This is a genomic window from Streptomyces sp. NPDC107528 (assembly GCF_055639295.1).
This window is the reverse complement of record NZ_JBVKAV010000006.1, coordinates 107,042-126,726: the sequence shown is the minus strand read 5'-3', so window position 1 is coordinate 126,726 and position 19,685 is coordinate 107,042. Positions and strand designations below refer to the sequence as shown.

Here is a 19,685-nt window from a genome sequence, read left to right as displayed (position 1 = left end):
TGCCAATGGAGGCCAGCCGCTGTCTGTCGAGTGAGGAATGGGCGAGATGCCTGAGTTCGCGTACACCGATCTGCTCCCCATGGGAGAGGACACCACCCCCTACCGGCTGGTGACCGCCGAGGGTGTCTCCACCTTCGAGGCCGACGGGCGGACGTTCCTCAAGGTGGAGCCCGAGGCGCTGCGCAAGCTGGCCGAGGAGGCCATCCACGACATCCAGCACTATCTGCGGCCCGCGCACCTCGCGCAGCTGCGGCGGATCATCGACGATCCCGAGGCGTCGAGCAACGACAAGTTCGTGGCGCTGGACCTGCTGAAGAACGCCAACATCGCGGCCGCCGGCGTGCTGCCCATGTGCCAGGACACAGGCACGGCGATCGTGATGGGCAAGCGCGGACAGAACGTGCTCACCGAGGGCGGCGACGAGTCGGCCCTCAGCCGGGGCATCTACGACGCGTACCTGAACCTCAACCTGCGTTACTCGCAGATGGCTCCGCTCACCATGTGGGAGGAGAAGAACACCGGCTCGAACCTGCCCGCGCAGATCGAGCTGTACGCCACCGACGGGGGCGCGTACAAGTTCCTCTTCATGGCGAAGGGCGGCGGCTCCGCCAACAAGTCCTTCCTCTACCAGGAGACGAAGGCCGTCCTGAACGAGGCCTCCATGATGAAGTTCCTGGAGGAGAAGATCCGCTCGCTCGGTACGGCCGCCTGCCCGCCGTACCACCTGGCGATCGTCGTCGGCGGTACGTCCGCCGAGTACGCGCTGAAGACCGCCAAGTACGCCTCCGCGCACTACCTGGACGAGATTCCGGCCGAGGGCTCGCCGCTCGGGCACGGGTTCCGGGACAAGGAGCTGGAGGAGAAGGTCTTCGAGCTGACGCAGCAGATCGGGATCGGCGCGCAGTTCGGCGGCAAGTACTTCTGCCATGACGTGCGGGTGGTCCGGCTGCCGCGGCACGGTGCCTCGTGCCCCGTCGCCATCGCCGTGTCCTGCTCGGCCGACCGCCAGGCCGTCGCGAAGATCACCGCCGAGGGTGTCTTCCTGGAGCAGCTGGAGACCGACCCGGCGCGGTTCCTGCCGGAGACCACGGACGCCGAGCTCAACAGCGGCTCCGCCGCGGGCCTCGACGAGTCCTCGGACGTGGTGAAGATCGACCTGAACCAGCCGATGGACGAGATCCTCGCCGAGCTGACCAAGTACCCGGTCAAGACCCGGCTCTCGCTCACCGGTCCGCTGGTCGTGGCCCGTGACATCGCGCACGCCAAGATCAAGGAGCGGCTGGACGCGGGCGAGGAGATGCCGCAGTACCTCAAGGACCACCCGGTGTACTACGCCGGCCCGGCCAAGACGCCGGAGGGCTACGCGTCGGGTTCCTTCGGCCCCACGACCGCGGGGCGCATGGACTCCTACGTCGAGCAGTTCCAGGCGGCCGGCGGCTCCAAGGTGATGCTCGCGAAGGGCAACCGGAGCAAGCAGGTCACGGACGCGTGCGGCACGCACGGCGGCTTCTACCTCGGTTCCATCGGCGGCCCCGCCGCCCGCCTCGCCCAGGACTGCATCAAGAAGGTCGAGGTCGTCGAGTACGAGGAGCTCGGCATGGAGGCCGTCTGGAAGATCGAGGTCGAGGACTTCCCGGCGTTCATCGTCGTCGACGACAAGGGCAACGACTTCTTCCAGGACCCGGCGCCCGCGCCGACGTTCACGTCGATTCCGGTGCGGGGGCCGGGGCTGGCGTAGTCCCTGCGGGGGGGGGCGGCACGCAATCGGTTTTCGCCCCCGCCGCCCCTACCCGTCCCGTACCTGGGGGCTGCCGCCCCCAGACCCCCGCTGTCGGCCTGAACGGCCTCGTCCTCAAACGCCGGACGGGCTGAAAAACCGTTTGAGGGGGGCGAAACCCTTCGGTGGAACCCGGATGGGCCAAGGACAGGAACAACCCCGCCGCCCCGCACGCTTACTCAAGCATGAGCGACTACCGCATCGAGCACGACTCCATGGGCGAGATCCGGGTGCCCGCCGACGCCAAGTGGCGGGCCCAGACCCAGCGCGCCGTCGAGAACTTTCCCGTCTCCGGGCAGCGCATCGAGCGGGCCCATATCGAGGCCCTGGCCAGGATCAAGGGCGCCGCCGCGAAGGTGAACGCCGACCTGGGAGTGCTCGACAAGGACATCGCCGAGGCCATCCAGGACGCGGCCGCGGAAGTCGCCGAGGGGCGGTGGGACGAGCACTTCCCGGTCGACGTGTTCCAGACCGGGTCCGGGACCTCGTCCAACATGAACACCAACGAGGTCGTCGCCACCCTCGCGACCGAGCGGCTCGGGCGGGACGTGCACCCCAACGACCACGTCAACGCCTCGCAGTCCTCCAACGACGTCTTCCCCTCCTCCATCCACATCGCCGCCACCGCCGCAGTCACCCGCGACCTGATCCCGGCGCTGGAGCACCTCGCCGGGTCGCTGGAGCGCAAGGCCGAGGAGTTCGCCGACGTCGTGAAGTCGGGGCGGACCCACCTCATGGACGCCACGCCCGTCACGCTGGGGCAGGAGTTCGGCGGTTACGCCGCCCAGGTGCGGTACGGCGTCGAGCGACTTGAGGCCTCCCTCCCCCGGCTAGCCGAACTCCCCCTCGGCGGCACGGCCGTGGGCACCGGCATCAACACACCCTCCGGGTTCTCCGCCGCCGTCATCGAGGAAGTGGCCCGCGCCACCGGGCTGCCGCTCACCGAGGCGCGCGACCACTTCGAGGCGCAGGGGGCCCGGGACGGGATCGTCGAGACCAGCGGGCAGCTTCGGACCATCGCCGTCGGGCTGACCAAGATCGCCAATGATCTGCGGTGGATGTCCTCCGGGCCCCGTACCGGCCTCGCGGAGATCAGCCTTCCCGACCTCCAGCCGGGCTCCTCGATCATGCCCGGCAAGGTCAACCCGGTCATTCCGGAGGCCGTCCTGATGGTCGCCGCGCAGGTCGTCGGCAACGACGCCACCGTGGCCACCGCCGGCGCCGCGGGCAACTTCGAGCTGAACGTGATGCTTCCGGTCATCGCGAAGAACGTCCTGGAATCCATCCGCCTGCTCGCCAACGCGTCCCGGCTGCTGGCCGACCGCACCGTCGACGGCATCGTCGCCCACCGCGAACGGGCCCTGGAGTACGCCGAGTCGTCCCCCTCCGTCGTCACGCCGCTCAACAAGTACATCGGGTACGAGGAGGCCGCCAAGGTCGCCAAGAAGTCCCTCGCGGAGCGGAAGACGATCCGCCAAGTCGTCCTGGAGAGCGGGTACGTGGAGCGCGGCGACCTCACCGTCGAGCAGTTGGACGAGGCCCTCGATGTCCTGCGGATGACACGGCCGTAACCGTCCGGCACGACGGTGTGAACCGTGACGGACACCGCAGCGTCGTATGCCTACGGCACCTAATATCTGTCCATGGAAGACGGTGGAGCGGTGACGACGACGGACGTGGAAGCAGGTGGGTCGACCCGCTTCTGGGCGCCCGGGACACAGATCCTGTGGCGGTACCGGGAGAACGCGGGCCGGCGCTTCCACATCGCGCGTCCCGTCACCGTCGTACGGGACGACGACGAGATCCTCGCCGTATGGCTGGCTCCGGGCACGGAGTGTGTGAAGCCCGTGCTCGCCGACGGGACGTCCGTGCACTTGGAACCCCTGGAGACGCGGTACACCAAGCCGCGCGCCGTCCAGCGCGACCGGTGGTTCGGGACCGGGGTGCTGAAGCTCGCGCGGCCCGGTGAGCCGTGGTCGGTGTGGCTGTTCTGGGAGCCCGGGTGGCTGTTCAAGAACTGGTACGTGAATCTTGAGGAGCCGCTGGCCCGTTGGGCGGGCGGAGTGGACTCCGAGGACCACTTCCTCGACATCTCCGTGCACCCGGACCGCAGTTGGCACTGGCGGGACGAGGACGAGTTCGCGCAGGCCCAGCGGGACGGGCTGGTGGACGACCGGCTCGCCGCGCGGGTGCGGGAAGCGGGGCGCGACGCGGTCGAGGTGATCCGCGCCTGGGGGCCGCCGTTCTCGGACGACTGGCAGCACTGGCGCCCGGATCCCGCCTGGGCTGTACCTTCTTTGCCTGAGGACTGGGATCGCACGCCCGCGCACATGTCCTCATGAGACCCTTGATGCGCCCCCGGGCAACAAACGTAGGATCGTCCTCCGCAAGGGCGCACTTGGGCGGCAACTACCGGAGTGCGCGCCGGGCTTGACCGATCGTCACCGAGGGGCGGCAGGACGTGAGCGAGGGTTACCAGGGCAACGCCGCCAGGGCCGGCGGGGCTTTCTACGCCGGCCCTGGGAGCAGACGCCCCACCGGCGGCACAGGAACCGCCCCTGGCCACGCGGGAATTCCGTTCCTGGGGCACGTATTGCGGGTATCGGAGTTTCGGCGGGACGAACTGCACGCGCGGCGCGCAGCCCCGGACGGATGGATTCGAAAGGCGTGACGGAGCAGCCGACCTCCTTCGAACGCCCCGAGACGGGCGTCGACCCCGCGGAGACCCGCGGGGCGCTCGTGCGTACCTCGACACAGTCGACGCCGCACTCCACGCCTGCGCATTCCACGCCGTCGCACCCCCCTTGCGGCGGCGCCGGCACAGGCACCCCCTTACCCGCGCAGGCGCGCACCGGAGAGACCCCCTCCACGCCGGGCACCACCGCACCGTCCGGCCCGAGCAAGGAGCCCTCAGACATCGCCGGCAACGGCCCCGAGCACTCGCAGCCCTCCGTCGCCGCCGAGCCCGACACGCACCGGCCGCGGCCCGTTCCGGAGGCCATCCCGCCGCAGCCCGGCGCCGAGCCGCCGCAGTCGTCCGCCGAGCGGCGCACCGGACAGGGCCTGGTGCCCGGCCGCCCGACGCCCATGCGGCGGGACGGTGACCGGCTGCGCTTCGTGGGCGCCGCCACCCGGCGGATCGCCCGCGGCATCGACCTGGACGAGATCGTGATGGGGCTGTGCCGGGCGACCGTGCCGACCTTCTCCGACGCGATCCTGGTCTATCTGCGCGACCCGCTGCCGGTCGGCGACGAACGGCCCACGGGGCCCGTCGTGCTGCGGTTGCGCCGTACCGACCGGATCCCGGAGGAGCGGGACACCGAAGGCAGCTTCCTGCCCTCGGGCGCACAGCAGCCGGAGCCGACCGAGCTGTCCGAACTGTCCGCTCTCACCTCCGAACTGTGCGAGGTGCGGCCCGGCGGCGCGCTCGCCGAGGTGCTGCGCGGCGTACGTCCCGTCTTCGCCGACGCGCCCGCCGCGCGCGCCGCCCTGCCCGAACTCCTCGGCGACGACGGCGAGTTGATCATCCCCGACGGGCAGCGTGCGATCCTCGCCCCGCTGCGCGGCCGGCGCCGCGTCATCGGCGCCGCGGTGTTCCTGCGCCGCCCGGAACGCCTCGCCTTCGAGCCCGACGACCTCCTCGTCGCCGCCCAGCTCGCCACGCACAGCGCGCTCGGCATCGACAAGGCGGTGCTGTACGGCCGTGAGGCGTACATCGCCGACGAGCTCCAGCGCACCATGCTGCCCGAGACGCTCCCCCGCCCGACCGGTGTACGGCTGGCGTCGCGCTACCTCCCCGCGGCCGAGACCGCCCGGGTCGGCGGCGACTGGTACGACGCGATCCCACTGCCCGGCAGCCGTGTCGCCCTCGTGGTCGGTGACGTCATGGGCCACTCCATGACGTCGGCCGCGATCATGGGCCAGCTGCGGACCACGGCCCAGACCCTCGCCGGCCTCGACCTGCCTCCGCAGGAGGTCCTGCACCACCTCGACGAGCAGGCCCAGCGCCTGGGCACCGACCGCATGGCGACCTGCCTGTACGCCGTCTACGACCCGGTATCGCACCGCATCACCATCGCCAACGCCGGCCATCCGCCGCCCGTCCTGCTGCACCTGGGCGGCCGCGCGGAGGTGCTGCGGGTACCGGCGGGCGCCCCGATCGGCGTCGGCGGTGTCGACTTCGAGGCCGTGGAACTGGACGCACCGGCCGGAGCGACCCTGCTCCTCTACACCGACGGCCTCGTCGAGTCCCGCCTGCGTGACGTGTGGACCGGCATAGAGCAGCTGCGCGAGAAGCTCGCCGCGACCGCGCAGCTCACCGGGCCCGACCATCCGCCGCCGCTGGAAGCCCTCTGCGACGAGGTCCTCGACATGCTCGGCCCCGGCGACCGCGACGACGACATCGCGCTGCTCGCCGCGCGCTTCGACGGGATCGCGCCCAGCGACGTGGCGTACTGGTTCCTGGAGCCGGAGGACGCCGCCCCGGGTCGCGCCCGGCGCCTGGCCCGCCGTGCCCTCGCCCGCTGGGGCATGGAGGAACTCACCGACTCGGTCGAGCTGTTGGTGAGTGAGGTCGTGACCAACGCGGTGCGGTATGCCTCGCGGCCGGTGACGTTGCGCCTGCTGCGGACCGACGTGCTGCGCTGCGAGGTCGGCGACGACGTGCCGCAGCTGCCGCGGCTGCGGCAGGCTCGGGCCACGGATGAAGGCGGCCGGGGCCTGTACCTGGTCAATCGGCTGGCCCGGCGGTGGGGGGCCACGCGGTTGAGCACCGGCAAGGTCGTGTGGTTCGAGTTGAATCGCGGCTGAGCGCCGTAGGGCGAACTGCGGACCGCCGAGTCCGGGTGCATCGCGCTGAGCGCCCGCCCGGCGGAGCCGCATGTCGAACACAGCCCCGCGCCCCATCCGGGGCGCTTTCCTACTCCTCGTTGTTGGGTCTGACCGGGTCCAGGGTGATGTCGTCCGTCGGCTCGTCGGTCGGCTCGTCCGTGGGCTCGTCCGTCGTAGGCGTGTCCGTCGGCTCCTCGGTCGTCGGGTCGTCCGTCGGCTCCTGAGTCGTCGGGTCGTCCGTCGGCTCCTCGGTCGTCGGCTCGTCCGTCGGCTCCTCGGTCGTCGGCTCCTCGGTCGGAGTCGGGGTCCAGGTCGGCTGGACGGCCGCGCCCTGGTCGGTGTCGAGGTCGAACCTGGCGTCCGTGTCGGTCACGCCGAACATGTACGCCGCCCAGATCTTCGCCGGGAAACCACCGCCGTTGACGCGATCCTCGCCGCCCGCGCCGTACATCTTGGTCTGGGCGTGGGTCTTGGCGTCCTCGCCGAACAGGCCCACCGAGGTGACCAGGTCGGGCGTGTAACCGGTGAACCAGGCCGACTTGTTGTCGTCGGACGTACCCGTCTTGCCTGCGACCTTCTGGCCGTCGCGCTTGGGGTTGTTCGCCACGGACGTGCGGGCCGTACCGTCGTCGACCACGCCCGTCAGCACCGAGGTCACCGTGTCGGCGGCCTGCGGGCTGATGACCTGCTCGCCGATCGGGTCCGGGAGCTCGACCGCGCGGCTGTTGTGCTCGGCCGACTTGAGGACGGTCGGCGTGACCTTCTTGCCGTGGTTGTCGAGCGTGGCGTAGACCCCGGCCATCTGGAGCGGGCTCGCGCCCATGGTGCCCAGGGTCTGGGCGGGCACGGCCTGCTCGTTGGTGGTGTCCATGCCGAGCTTGCCGGCCACGTCCATGACGTTCTTCATGCCGACGTCGACGCCCATCTGCGCGAAGACGGAGTTGACGGACTTGTTCATCGCCGTCTGGACGGTGATGTCCCCGTAGTCCTGGTCGTCCTCGTTCTCGGGCGCGAAGCCGACCTTGCTGCCGTCCTCTTCGACCGGGCGCTTACTGGTGCCGTCGTAGATCGTGTTCGCGGTGATCGGGTTGCCGTCCTGGGTCTCGGCGCTCTCTTCCAGGGCGGCCGCCAGGATCACCGGCTTGAACGTGGAGGCGGGCTGGTAGTCGGTGCGGGTCGCGTTGCTGGTGTAGTGCTTGAAGTAGTCGACGCCGCCATACAGGGCGACGACCTTCCCCGTCTTGGGGTCGACTGAGACCGCGCCGGCCTGGACGTTCCCGTCGACCTTGCGCTTCTTCGCGTCCAGCTTGCTCGTCAACTGCGCCTTGGCGGCCTTCTCCAGCTCGGCCTGCTTCGTCTTGTCGATGTTCAGGGTGATGGTCCAGCCCTGGTTCACGACTTCGGCCTCGGCCTGGGAGCGGGTGATGCCCTCCTGCTTCATCAGCTGGTTGATCAGCTGCTGGTTGGCGAGCTCGACCAGGTAACCCTTCTGCCCCTCCAGGCCCGCGGTGGGCTTCGGCTCCTTCGGCTTGTCGAACGTCATGCCCTGCCGCTCGGACCGGTCCAGCCAGCCCTCCTCGACCATGTTGTCCAGGACGTAGTTCCAGCGGGCCGTGACCAGCTTCTTGCCGGTCTCGGACGCGGCCGACCAGTCGTACTGACTCGGCGCCTGGAGCAACGCGGCGAGGTACGCGCCCTGTTCGGGGCTGAGCTTCTCGGCGTCTACGCGGTAGTAGGCCTGGGCGGCGGCCTGGATGCCGTAGGCGCCGCGGCCGTAGTAGCTGGTGTTGATGTAGCCGGCGAGGATCTCGTCCTTGGTCAGCTCGCGGTCGACCTTCAGGGAGATGACCATCTCCTTGAGCTTGCGGCTGACGGTCTGTTCCTGGCTGAGGTAGTAGTTCTTGACATACTGCTGGGTGATCGTCGAACCACCCTGCGCGCCCTTGCCCATCACGGTGTTCAGCAGACCGCGGGCCGTGCCCTTGAGGTCGATGCCGTTGTCCTTGTAGAAGGACTTGTTCTCCGCCGCGACGAACGCGTACCGAACCTTCTTCGGCACCTTTTCCAGTCCCACGATCTCGCGGTTGACCTCGCCGTCGCGGGCCAGCGTGCTGCCGTCGCTGTACTTGTAGACGTTGCTCTGGCGCTGGGCTGCCTGCGCGGCCGCGTTGTCCTCCGGGATGTCGACGTACAGATAGAGCGCGATGAAGGCGCCGATGCCGAGCAGGCACGCGCCGAGGAAGGTGCCGAGGATCTTCTTCCAGGTGAAGAGCCGGCGTATTCGGCCCTTGCCGCCGCCCTTGCCGCCCTTGCCGGCGCTCTTGGCCGCCCGGCGGGCCGCGGCCCGGCCACCCTGGACGGCCGGCGGGCCCACCACGGTGGCCGACTCGCCTCCCACGGGGGCCGAGGGCATCCCGGACGTGCGCCGGGGCGCGGCGCGGCGCCCGCTTTGCTGACGCGCTCGTCTGTCTTCCGCTCGTCCCATGGGGTGTTCCGCTCCGCTTCGCTCTTGTGTGCACTCCTGCCACACAGGTTCGCCGCTCAGGTCAGCTCAGAAAGCTAACACCGGAAGTTGTGACAAAGAGCTGTCGATCCGGCCTTTTGCGGACGTGACAATCAGCACCCGTCCCACCGGAACCGACGGCTCAGGGATGCATAGGGTTGCCCGGGCGGGGTAAAGTGATATCACTTAGCTAGTTCGACGCTAGACGAAGTCGCCGCGGCTTCGTGAATGAATGCGAACGAAACGGGGGAATCACCCATGTCTACCGACACCACATCCGTCACCGCCGACGTACCCGAGATGCCCGCCCCACGCGTGCGCGAGTTCACGGCGCACAGCATCGGCGGCGGGCTCGCCCTGCTGCTGGGCCTCGTCGGGCTGCTGGCCGGCGCGGGGTTGATCGTCAGCACCGCGGCGGTCTCCGGAGGCGGCGCCAAGGCGGTGCTGATCATCGCCGGGGTTCTGGTCGCGGTCGCCGCGGTCCTCGCGATGTGCGGGCTCAACATGGTCGCGCCGGGCGAGGCTCGGGTCGTCCAGCTCTTCGGGCGGTACCGCGGGACGATCCGGGAGGACGGGCTGCGCTGGGTGAACCCCTTCACGTCCCGTACGAAGATTTCGACCCGGGTCCGCAACCACGAGACGGCCGTCCTCAAGGTCAACGACGCCTACGGCAACCCGATCGAGCTCGCCGCGGTCGTGGTGTGGAAGGTCGAGGACACCGCGCAGGCCACCTTCGAGGTCGACGACTTCCTGGAGTTCGTCTCCACCCAGACCGAGGCGGCCGTGCGGCACATCGCCATCGAGTACCCGTACGACGCCCATGACGAGGGCGGCCTCTCCCTGCGCGGCAACGCCGAGGAGATCACCGAGAAGCTCGCCGTCGAACTGCACGCACGCGTGGAGGCGGCCGGGGTACAGATCATCGAGTCGCGCTTCACGCATCTCGCGTACGCTCCCGAGATCGCCTCCGCGATGCTCCAGCGGCAGCAGGCCGGCGCGGTCGTCGCGGCACGGCGGCAGATCGTCGACGGGGCGGTCGGCATGGTCGAGGCGGCGCTCGCACGGATCTCCGAGCGGGACATCGTGGAGCTGGACGACGAGCGGAAGGCGGCGATGGTGTCGAACCTGATGGTGGTGCTGTGCGGCGACAGGTCCCCGCAGCCGGTCCTCAACACCGGGACGCTCTACCAGTGACGGTTCCGTCCGAGGGGTCGGCCCCTCAGCGTCGACCGCAGCAGCGCAAGCAGGTGCTGTTGCGGCTGGACCCGTCCGTGTACGAGGCGCTGGCGCGGTGGGCGGGGGATGAGCTGCGCTCGGCCAACGCCCAGATCGAGTTCCTGCTGCGGAAGGCTTTGGCTGACGCCGGTCGGCTGCCGCGGGACACGGGGCCTCTTCCTCGTCGTGGTCGGCCACCCGGGGGCTCCGCCCCCAGACCCCCGTCGGCCTGAACGGCCTCGTCCTCAAACGCCGGACGGGCTGGAATTGGCCAAGCCGGCCTCGCCCTCGCACGCCGGACCGACGGAATTGGCCAAGCCGGCCTCGCCCGCCCTCGCACGCCGGGCCGGCGGAATCGACCGAGCCGGACCCGTCCGCACACTCCGGACCGACGGACTGGCCAAGCCGACCTCGCCCTCGCACGCCGGACCGACGGAATTGGCCAAGCCGGCCTCGCCCGCCCTCGCACGCCGGACCGAGGGAGTTGACTGAGCCGGGCCCGTCCGCGCACGCCGGAACCGACGGAATTGACCGAGCCAGCCTCGCCCTCGCACGCCGGACCGGCGGAATTGGCCAAGCCGGCCTCGCCCGCCCTCGCACGCCGGACCGACGGAATCGACCGAGCCGGGCCCGTCCGCGCACGCCGGACGGGCCCGGAACCATGGGGCTCCCCGCCCCTTCCATGGCTCTGCCATAGCGCATGCCATGTCCATGCAGCAAAACCGTGACAATCACCTTCCACCAGGGCCTTCACACCGCCCGCCATGATCTACACACTCCGCGTATACATGCCGCGTATACACCCCGTGTAGTGTCCTCGGCATGTCCATCGGTCACACCCTCCTAGGGCTCCTGGAGTCCGGCCCGCGTCACGGCTACGACCTGAAGCGGGCCTTCGACGAGAAGTTCGGTCACGACCGGCCGCTGCACTACGGCCAGGTCTACTCGACGATGTCCCGGCTGCTGAAGAACGGGCTCGTCGAGGTCGACGGGATCGAGCCCGGCGGCGGGCCCGAGCGCAAGCGGTACGCCATCACCGACGCCGGAATCACCGACGTGCAGCAGTGGCTCGCGACGCCCGAGAAGCCGGAGCCGTACCTCCAGTCGACCCTCTACACGAAGGTCGTCCTCGCCCTGCTCACCCGGCGCAACGCGGCCGACATCCTCGACACCCAGCGCTCCGAGCACCTGCGGATGATGCGCATCCTCACCGACCGGAAGCGGAAGGGGGACCTCGCCGATCAGCTGATCTGCGACCACGCCCTGTTCCACCTCGAGGCCGACCTGCGATGGCTGGAACTCACCGCCGCGCGTCTCGACAAGCTGGCCGAGGTGGTGACCAAGTGACTCCTCCTCCCGGTTCCCTGCTCGCGGCCCAGGAGCTGCGCAAGGCCTACGGCCCGACCCTCGCGCTCGACGGCGCCGAGTTCTCCATCCACCCCGGCGAGGTCGTCGCCGTCATGGGCCCGTCCGGCTCGGGCAAGTCGACGTTGCTGCACTGTCTCGCCGGCATCGTGCCGCCCGACTCGGGGTCCATCACCTACAACGGCCGCGAGCTGGCCACCATGGGCGACGCCCAGCGCAGCGCCCTGCGGCGCTCGGAGTTCGGGTTCGTCTTCCAGTTCGGGCAGTTGGTGCCGGAGCTGACCTGCGTCGAGAACGTCGCCCTTCCGCTGCGGCTGAACGGAACCTCCCGCAAGGAGGCCGAGAAGGCGGCCCTGACCTGGATGGAGCGGCTGGAGGTCGACGACCTGCGCAAGAAGCGGCCCGGCGAGGTCTCCGGCGGTCAGGGACAGCGCGTCGCCGTCGCCCGAGCCCTGGTCACCAACCCGCGCGTGCTGTTCGCCGACGAGCCGACCGGCGCGCTCGACTCCCTCAACGGTGAGCGTGTGATGGAGCTGCTGACGGAGGCCGCCCGCTCGACCAACGCCGCCGTCGTCCTCGTCACGCACGAGGCGCGGGTCGCCGCCTACTCCGACCGCGAGATCGTCGTACGGGACGGCAAGTCCCGGGACATGGAGCGCGTCGTATGAGTGCCGCGTCCCAGTGGGCCAAGGATCTGGGCATGGGCGTGCGGTTCGCCTTCGCCGGCGGACGTGAGGGGTGGGTCCGGGCCCTGCTGACGGCCGTCGGGGTGGGGCTCGGGGTGGCGTTGCTGCTGCTGACGACCGCGATCCCGAGCGCGCTGTCCGAGCGTGACCGACGCGGTAGTGCCCGGGACGACTTCACGTACAGCGGGACGGTGATGCCGAAGGCGGTCGACACGCTGATCGTCGCCAGCGCCGACACCGCGTACCGCGGTGACGACGTACGGGGCCGGCTCCTGGAGCCCGAGGGGCCGCTGGCGCCGCTGCCGCCGGGCGTGGACGAGTTCCCCGCGAAGGGCGAGATGATCGCCTCGCCCGCGCTGCAGAAGCTGCTGAAGTCCGACTCCGGCAAGCTGCTGCGTGAACGCATCCCCTACCGGGTCACCGGCACCATCGAACAGCCCGGGCTGATCGGGCCCACCGAACTCGCCTACTACGCGGGCGGGACGGGGCTCAAGGACCAGCTGGCCGGAGGCACCGTCGAGCGGATCGACTACTTCGGCCCCTCCGCCACGGTGCAGGACGACGAGCTGGACCCGATCCTGATCCTGCTGATCATGATCATCTTCGTGGTCCTGCTGCTGCCGGTCGGTGTGTTCATCGCGGCGGCCGTGCGCTTCGGCGGCGAGCGCCGGGACCGTCGGCTCGCGGCGCTCAGGCTGGTCGGCGCGGACGGGCGGATGGCGCGCCGGGTCGCGGGCGGCGAGGCGCTCGCCGGGGCGCTGCTCGGGCTCGTTCTCGGCACCGGGTTCTTCCTGGCGGGGCGTCACCTGGCGACTCTGCTGAGGGTGCGGGACATCAGCGTGTTCCCGAGCGACCTCAACCCGTCGATCGTGCTCGCCCTGCTGGTCGCCGTCGCCGTACCGGCCGCGGCGGTCCTGGTGACGCTGTTCGCGCTGCGCGGGGTCGTCATCGAGCCGCTCGGTGTGGTCCGTACGACGAAGCCCCCGCGTCGTCGGCTGTGGTGGCGGCTGCTGCTGCCGGTGGGCGGTCTCGCGCTGCTGTACCCGATGGTGGGACAGGGCAACGACAACGGGAACTTCAACGAGTGGATGGTCATCAGCGGCACCGTGCTGCTGCTGTTCGGCGTCACCACCCTGCTGCCCTGGCTGGTCGAGGCCGTGGTGGCCCGGCTGAACTCCGGGTCGGTCTCCTGGCAGCTGGCCGTCCGCAGGCTGCAGTTGAGCAGCGGCTCGGCCGCCCGCATGGTCAACGGCATCGCGGTCGCGGTGGCCGGGGCGATCGCGCTGCAGATGCTGTTCTCCGGGGTCGAGGGCGATTACACCAAGCAGACCGACAACGACCTGAACCGCGCCCAGATGACGGTCCACGTGCACGGCGACGTCCCGCTGAACGACGTCTCCCGGCAGTTGGGCGAGACCGAGGGCGTACGCCAGGCGTCGGCCCTGTCGCTCGGCACGCTCGGCGAGAAGGCGAAGGAGCCCGAGAACTCGCTGGAGGTGGCCGTCGGCAGCTGCGCAGAGCTGCGCGAGGTGGCGCGTCTGAAGTCCTGCCGGGACGGGGACACCTTCCGGATCGTCGGCGGCGAGTACGACGACGGTTCGGGCAAGCTCGTCAAGGCGGGCGGCACCTTGTACTTCGACCCGCTCTACAGCGGGTCGACGAGCCACACAGTGCCGTGGAACGTGCCCAGCGGCGTCAAGACGGCGGCAACCCGCGAGGACCCGACCGGCTACGAGCGCGGCGGCCTGCTGTTCACCCCGGGCGCGCTGCCCGAGGGGGCCGAGGCCGGCCTCGTCCAGCGGGTGTTCCTGTCACTGGACCCGTCCGTGCCGGACGCCGGCGACTACGCGCGCAACACCGCCGCGCGGCTGGACCCGCTGGCGGACGTGTTCACGCTGGCTTCCACTCGGGAGTCCCTGGAGTTCCGCTCCATCCGCAACGGGCTGTTCGTCGGCGCCACCTGCGTCCTGCTGCTGATCGGCGCGAGCCTGCTGGTCTCCCAGCTGGAGCAGCTGCGCGAGCGCAAGAAGCTGCTGTCGTCCCTGGTGGCCTTCGGCACCCGGCGCCGCACGCTGAGCCTGTCGGTGCTCTGGCAGACGGCGATCCCGATCGCGCTGGGCCTGCTGCTGGCGTCGACCGTGGGGCTGACACTGGGCGCCGTCCTGCTGAAGATGGCCGGCGCCGCGGTCACCGTGGACTGGGCGAGCGTGCTGGCAATGGCGGGCATCGGCGCAGGGGTCGTCCTCACGGTGACCCTCTTCAGCCTGCCGCCGCTGCTGCGCCTGATGCGCGCGGACGGCCTGCGCACGGAGTGATCGCCGGGGTGATCACCGGGGTGATCAAGGGGGCCGGGTCTCTGACCCGGCCCCCGACCCACATGGGCCGGGAGATCAGGGCCGGAAGGACTCGCACCCCAACCCTCACACGATCTCAGCCGCCCCCGTCCCCCAACACCCGCACCGGCAACGGCCGCAACGCGTCCCGCAGAGCCGACGCCAGTTCCTCGTACTCCGCCGCGCGTGCCGCTCCCGTTCGCATGGCGAGAGCGACGCGGCGGGTGGGGGCCGGGGCGGCGAAGTAGCCGGTGAGGAGTTGGCTGCTGCGGGTCGTCTCCAGCTTGAGGGCGGTGCGCGGCAGCAGGGTCACCCCCAGTCCGCCGGCGACCAGCTGGACCAGCGTGGACAGGCCGGCGGCCGTCGTGGTCACCGGGGCGTCCTCGCGCCCCGCCTCCCGGCAGATGTCGAGGGCCTGGTCGCGCAGGCAGTGCCCCTCGTCGAGCAGCAGCAGGTTCAGTTCGCGCAGTGCCTCCCGAGGAATCCCCTCCCGGCCGCCGAGCCAGTGGTCGAGCGGGGTGACGAGCACGAAGTCCTCGTCGAAGAGCGGGAGTTCGGCGACACCGGGCACCCCGAGCGGTACGGCGAGCAGGAGCAGGTCCAGGCGGCCGGTGGTGAGGCCGTCGACCAGGCTCGCGGTCTGCTCCTCGTGCACCTGGAGGTCGAGGTGCGGATACCGGTCGTGGACGAGCCGCAGCACCGTCGGCAGCAGATACGGCGCGACGGTCGGGATGACGCCGAGACGGAGGGCACCGGTGAACGGCGCCCGGACGGCTTCCGCCTCCTCCATCAGCGCCCCGACCTCCACGAGCACCGCTTTCGCCCGTACGGCGAGCCGCTCGCCGGCCGGTGAGAGCAGCACCTTGCGCGTCGTACGCTCCAGGAGCGTGACCCCGAGGGTCTCCTCCAGTGCGGACACGGCACCCGAGAGCGCGGGCTGGCTCATCCCGATCGCGGCCGCGGCGTCCCGGAAGTGGAGGTGCTCGGCGACCGCGGCGAACGCCCGCAGCTGGGCGAGGCTGGGCTGCCGCCTCTTGCCCACGCTCATGTTCTGCCCACCGTCATCCCTTACCCACGGCCATCAATAGGCACCTCCGATCAACCCGACCGAGTGTAGCTATTTCCCGTATCAATGCACGTTGTGCCAGGATCGGTAAGGTCCAACCCCATGGGAGACCCCTGTACCGAACGGGTGTCTCCTCGCTGCAAGGAGAGCGTGTGCTCACTGTCGGTGACAAGTTCCCCGAGTTCGAACTGACCGCCTGCGTCTCGCTGGAGAAGGGCTCGGAGTTCGAGACGATCAACCACAAGACCTACGAGGGCAAGTGGAAGATCGTCTTCGCGTGGCCGAAGGACTTCACCTTCGTCTGCCCGACCGAGATCGCGGCCTTCGGCAAGCTGAACGAGGAGTTCGCCGACCGCGACGCCCAGGTGCTCGGCTTCTCCGGTGACTCGGAGTTCGTCCACCACGCCTGGCGCAAGGACCACGACGACCTGCGCGACCTGCCGTTCCCGATGCTGGCCGACTCCAAGCACGAGCTGATGCGCGACCTCGGCATCGAGGGCGAGGACGGCTTCGCCAAGCGCGCCGTCTTCATCGTCGACCAGAACAACGAGATCCAGTTCTCCATGGTGACCGCCGGCTCCGTCGGCCGTAACCCCAAGGAGGTCCTGCGGGTCCTGGACGCCCTCCAGACCGACGAGCTGTGCCCGTGCAACTGGTCCAAGGGCGACGAGACCCTGGACCCGGTCAAGCTGCTTGCCGGAGAGTGACTGACATGGCGCTCGACTCCCTCAAGTCCCGCATACCGGACTACGCCAAGGACCTGAAGCTCAACCTGGGCTCGGTCATCGGCAATTCGGACCTCCCGGCGCAGCAGCTGTGGGGCACGGTGCTCGCCACCGCGATCGCCGCGCGATCCCCGATCGTGCTGCGCGAGCTGGAGCCGGAGGCCCGGGCGAACCTGTCGCCGGAGGCGTACAACGCGGCCAAGTCCGCCGCCGCCGTGATGGCGATGAACAACGTCTTCTACCGCACCCGGCATCTGCTGTCCGACCACGAGTACGGCAACCTGCGCGCGGGCCTGCGGATGAACGTCATCGGCAACCCCGGCGTCGACAAGGTCGACTTCGAGCTGTGGTCGTTCGCCGTGTCCGCCATCAACGGCTGCGGCATGTGCCTCGACTCGCACGAGCAGGTGCTGCGCAAGGCGGGCGTGGGCCGCGAGACGGTTCAGGAGGCGTTCAAGATCGCCTCCGTGATCCAGGCGATCGGCGTCACGCTGGACGCCGAAGCAGTGCTGGCCGACGTCGAGTAGGCGCCGTTGCCCCGTGGACCCCGCTCACCCCGTGTGGGCGGGGTCCTCTGCGTTGGCGGGGCCGTCGGTCCCGGGGGCTGCGTCCCCGGGCCCCGCCGCTTCGGCCTGAACGGGCTCGTCCTCGAGCGCTGGACGGGCCGGCTGCGGCACAGCCTCCTTGCCCGGTACCGACTCCTGCGAATACGCCCGCAGATACCCCACGATCGTGTTCGACACGGCCACCAGCGGTACGGCCACCACCGCGCCACCGATCCCCGCGACCATGCCGCCGGCCGCCACCGACAGCACGACCGCCAGCGGGTGGACACGGACCGCGCGTCCGAGGATGAACGGCTGCAGGATGTGGCCCTCGATCTGCTGGACGGCCAGGACGACGGCGAGGGTCATCACCGCCGTGAAGACGCCCTGCGTCACCAGCGCCACGACCACGGCCAGGGCGCCGGAGGCCACCGCGCCGACGAGCGGGATGAAGGAGAACAGGAAGATGAAGACGGCCAGCGGCACGGCCATCGGCACATCGAGGAAGTAGATGCCGATGCCGATGAAGACGGCGTCGATCAGGGCGACGAGCATGGTGCCGCGCACATACGCGGTGAGCGTCGCCCACGCGCGCGGGCCGGCGCCGGCGACACCCGGACGGGCCGCGGCGGGCACCAGCTTCAGCGTCCAGTGCCAGATGCGCTTGCCGTCGTAGAGCAGGAAGAGCGTCGAGAACGCGGCCAGCAGAATGCCGGTGAGGGCCTCGACGACGACCGTGACGCCTTCGAGCCCGGCCGAGGTGATCTCGTCGGTGTTGGCGCCGATCGCCTCCCGGAGGTTCTCGGCGATCTCGTTGACCTGCTTGTCGGTGACGTGGAAGGGGCTGTTGAGCAGCCAGTTGCGCAGCTCGTCGATGCCGTCCTGGACCTGGTCGGAGAGGTTGTCGATGTTCTCCATGACCTGCCAGGTCACGAACCAGCCCATCAGCCCGATGACGACGAACCCGAGGATCGCGGTCAGGGCGGTGGCGGGCCCGCGCGGCACGCGACGCCGGGTCAGCCACGCCACCGAGGGCTGCATCAGCGCGGTGAGGAGCAGGGCGATGACGAAGGCCAGGACGACGAGTTGCACGGCGCTGATGACCCGCATCAGCACCCAGACCGTGCCGGCGAGCACCAGCAGCCGCCAGCCGGCCTCCGCGGCGACCCGTACGCCCCACGGCACCACCTGCGCCGGGTCGGGCCGCGGCGGCGGTGCGGTGGGCGCGTAGTCGGGGGGCCGTGGGACGTGGTCGGCGCGCGGCGGCGGGACGTCCTCGGCGGCCGGGTCGGACACTACGGCCGTGGCGGTCCGCCGCTCCGGCCGGGGCTCGGTGTCCTCCCGTTCCACCGCGGCGCGGCGCTCGTCCAACCGCTCACTCATCTCGGTCAGTCCGGCGCCGAGCCGACCGAGCCACCCTGGCACTCGCGACATGATCCGTCCTCTTCCCCCGTCTCTCCTCACCACTCCCCCTGGAGTCGCTGCGTCCGACCGTACATGGCAAGTCACGGGGAAGCGCGAAAGCCCCTCACCAAGAGACGGTGAGGGGCTGCGCGAAGGTTGAGCGGCGGTGCCGGCTCAGTACCAGTTGTTGGCCTGCCAGAAGGACCAGGCGTCGCAGGGACTGCCGTAGCGGTCGTTCATGTAGTTGAGGCCCCACTTGATCTGGGTGGCCGGGTTCGTCTGCCAGTCCGCGCCGACGGACGACATCTTCGAACCGGGCAGGGCCTGGAAGAGGCCGTAGGCACCCGAGGAGGGGTTGACGGCCTTGTAGTTCCAGTCGGACTCGTGGTCCACGATGTTGCTGAAGCACTGGAACTGGCCGCTCGGCACCATCTGGCGCGCCATCGACTGGATCTGCGCGATGCTGTACGAGCCCTGGACGGGGAAGTCGGAGGAGGATCGGGAGGCCTTCGCCTCGGCCTCTTCGCGCTCCTTGGCTTCCTGCGCCGCCTTCTCTGCCTTCTCGGCGGCCTTCTTCTTGTCGATCGCGGTCTGGGCGGCAGCCTTGCGGGCGGCTTCCTCAGCACCCTTCTTGGCGCTCGCGTCCGCGGCGATGGCCTGGACGTCGGCCTGCGCCGACATGGACTCGATCTGCACCTGGGCCTGCTGGCCCGCGGGTATGTCCGCGAGGAGCGTCGAATCGGCAGCAGCCGTCGCTTCGGCGTCGTTGTTCTGCGCGGTGCTGCCCGAGGCAACGCCGACGACGCTTCCGACAGCGGTGACCGCGGTGGCCGACGCCACTGCGAATCCCCTGACCGAAATCGGACTCACACGGTTTCCTTCCAGCATCGCCCGCTTCGGTGACCCTGGCGGACGCAATCGTGCCCCTGGCTCTGGCCTCCCAACTGCGGGGTCACGGGAGGCTCGGACCCGGTGGGCAACTCCCTTGCGAGGAGCGCCGCGTGAAGACTCGGGCGGCATACGACGACGCTATGGAGTTGGCTGTGGTGTTGCTGTGGTGCCGTACCGCTGGGGGTACAGGTGTGTCGTATGCGGGGCCTGACAGGAGTGAGACTCTGCCGTACCCCGACGCCGCAAGGCAATTCTGTGTTGCGTGTGAAAGCTCACACCTCGTTTGTCCCAGGCGTTTTACGGAAAGCCGCACACGCCGAGGCGCCGCCCGGATAGGCTCACTGC

General features: G+C 70.0%; 15 protein-coding genes. 11 read left to right on the top strand and 4 right to left on the bottom strand.

Annotation, left to right across the window (positions count from 1 at the left end):
• The first annotated feature begins 46 nt into the window (after nucleotides 1-46).
• From ACZ7L5_RS20395 to ACZ7L5_RS20380, 4 genes are all read left to right on the top strand, one after another.
• A complete protein-coding gene (locus ACZ7L5_RS20395) occupies nucleotides 47-1,738 on the top strand; it encodes a fumarate hydratase (protein WP_471518218.1) in 1,692 nt (563 codons plus the stop codon).
• Nucleotides 1,739-1,962: 224 nt separating this feature from the next.
• Nucleotides 1,963-3,348: a class II fumarate hydratase gene (locus ACZ7L5_RS20390; RefSeq protein ID WP_471518217.1), complete on the top strand. Its 1,386-nt coding sequence runs from the start codon at nucleotides 1,963-1,965 to the stop codon at nucleotides 3,346-3,348.
• Nucleotides 3,349-3,420: 72 nt separating this feature from the next.
• A complete protein-coding gene (fomD, locus tag ACZ7L5_RS20385) occupies nucleotides 3,421-4,119 on the top strand; it encodes a cytidylyl-2-hydroxypropylphosphonate hydrolase (protein WP_471518216.1) in 699 nt (232 codons plus the stop codon).
• Between the two features lie 310 nt (nucleotides 4,120-4,429).
• Nucleotides 4,430-6,586: a SpoIIE family protein phosphatase gene (locus tag ACZ7L5_RS20380; protein ID WP_471518215.1), complete on the top strand. Its 2,157-nt coding sequence runs from the start codon at nucleotides 4,430-4,432 to the stop codon at nucleotides 6,584-6,586.
• Between the two features lie 109 nt (nucleotides 6,587-6,695).
• On the opposite strand, the gene ACZ7L5_RS20375 is transcribed toward ACZ7L5_RS20380, so the two are convergent.
• Nucleotides 6,696-9,092: a transglycosylase domain-containing protein gene (locus tag ACZ7L5_RS20375; protein ID WP_471518214.1), complete on the bottom strand. Its 2,397-nt coding sequence runs from the start codon at nucleotides 9,090-9,092 to the stop codon at nucleotides 6,696-6,698.
• 276 nt (nucleotides 9,093-9,368) lie between these two features.
• Between ACZ7L5_RS20375 and ACZ7L5_RS20370 the strand changes: the two genes are divergently transcribed.
• The 5 genes from ACZ7L5_RS20370 to ACZ7L5_RS20350 all read left to right on the top strand — a co-directional run bounded on the left by ACZ7L5_RS20370 (nucleotide 9,369) and on the right by ACZ7L5_RS20350 (nucleotide 14,691).
• A complete protein-coding gene (locus ACZ7L5_RS20370) occupies nucleotides 9,369-10,304 on the top strand; it encodes an SPFH domain-containing protein (RefSeq protein WP_471518213.1) in 936 nt (311 codons plus the stop codon).
• The gene (locus ACZ7L5_RS20365; RefSeq protein WP_328879572.1) at nucleotides 10,301-10,558 is read left to right on the top strand and encodes a type II toxin-antitoxin system antitoxin; all 258 of its coding nucleotides are present in this window, start codon (nucleotides 10,301-10,303) and stop codon (nucleotides 10,556-10,558) included. Before ACZ7L5_RS20370 ends, ACZ7L5_RS20365 begins: the two co-directional genes overlap by 4 nt.
• Nucleotides 10,559-11,147: 589 nt before the next feature.
• Nucleotides 11,148-11,672 (top strand): PadR family transcriptional regulator, encoded by a 525-nt coding sequence (locus tag ACZ7L5_RS20360; protein WP_362380760.1) that lies wholly within the window; start codon nucleotides 11,148-11,150, stop codon nucleotides 11,670-11,672.
• Complete coding sequence (locus ACZ7L5_RS20355; RefSeq protein WP_328879574.1) at nucleotides 11,669-12,358, top strand: ABC transporter ATP-binding protein; 690 nt, start codon at nucleotides 11,669-11,671, stop codon at nucleotides 12,356-12,358. Before ACZ7L5_RS20360 ends, ACZ7L5_RS20355 begins: the two co-directional genes overlap by 4 nt.
• On the top strand, nucleotides 12,355-14,691 hold the full coding sequence (locus ACZ7L5_RS20350; protein ID WP_471518212.1) for an ABC transporter permease: 2,337 nt from the start codon (nucleotides 12,355-12,357) through the stop codon (nucleotides 14,689-14,691). Before ACZ7L5_RS20355 ends, ACZ7L5_RS20350 begins: the two co-directional genes overlap by 4 nt.
• A 115-nt stretch (nucleotides 14,692-14,806) precedes the next feature.
• On the opposite strand, the gene ACZ7L5_RS20345 is transcribed toward ACZ7L5_RS20350, so the two are convergent.
• Nucleotides 14,807-15,757, bottom strand: coding sequence for a LysR substrate-binding domain-containing protein (locus tag ACZ7L5_RS20345; RefSeq protein WP_362380762.1), 951 nt, complete (start codon nucleotides 15,755-15,757; stop codon nucleotides 14,807-14,809).
• A 170-nt stretch (nucleotides 15,758-15,927) separates the two neighbouring features.
• Here ACZ7L5_RS20345 and ACZ7L5_RS20340 point away from each other — a divergent pair, with 170 nt between their 5' ends.
• Nucleotides 15,928-16,482, top strand: a complete 555-nt coding sequence (locus ACZ7L5_RS20340; RefSeq protein WP_328879577.1) for a peroxiredoxin — start codon at nucleotides 15,928-15,930, stop codon at nucleotides 16,480-16,482.
• Between the two features lie 5 nt (nucleotides 16,483-16,487).
• On the top strand, nucleotides 16,488-17,027 hold the full coding sequence (locus tag ACZ7L5_RS20335) for an alkyl hydroperoxide reductase (RefSeq protein WP_328879578.1): 540 nt from the start codon (nucleotides 16,488-16,490) through the stop codon (nucleotides 17,025-17,027).
• A gap of 24 nt (nucleotides 17,028-17,051) precedes the next feature.
• Here the strand turns inward: ACZ7L5_RS20335 and ACZ7L5_RS20330 are convergent, their stop codons facing one another.
• The gene (locus ACZ7L5_RS20330; RefSeq protein ID WP_471518211.1) at nucleotides 17,052-18,479 is read right to left on the bottom strand and encodes an AI-2E family transporter; all 1,428 of its coding nucleotides are present in this window, start codon (nucleotides 18,477-18,479) and stop codon (nucleotides 17,052-17,054) included.
• A 144-nt stretch (nucleotides 18,480-18,623) separates the two neighbouring features.
• Nucleotides 18,624-19,319, bottom strand: a complete 696-nt coding sequence (locus ACZ7L5_RS20325) for an aggregation-promoting factor C-terminal-like domain-containing protein (protein WP_471518210.1) — start codon at nucleotides 19,317-19,319, stop codon at nucleotides 18,624-18,626.
• Nucleotides 19,320-19,685 lie beyond the last annotated feature (366 nt).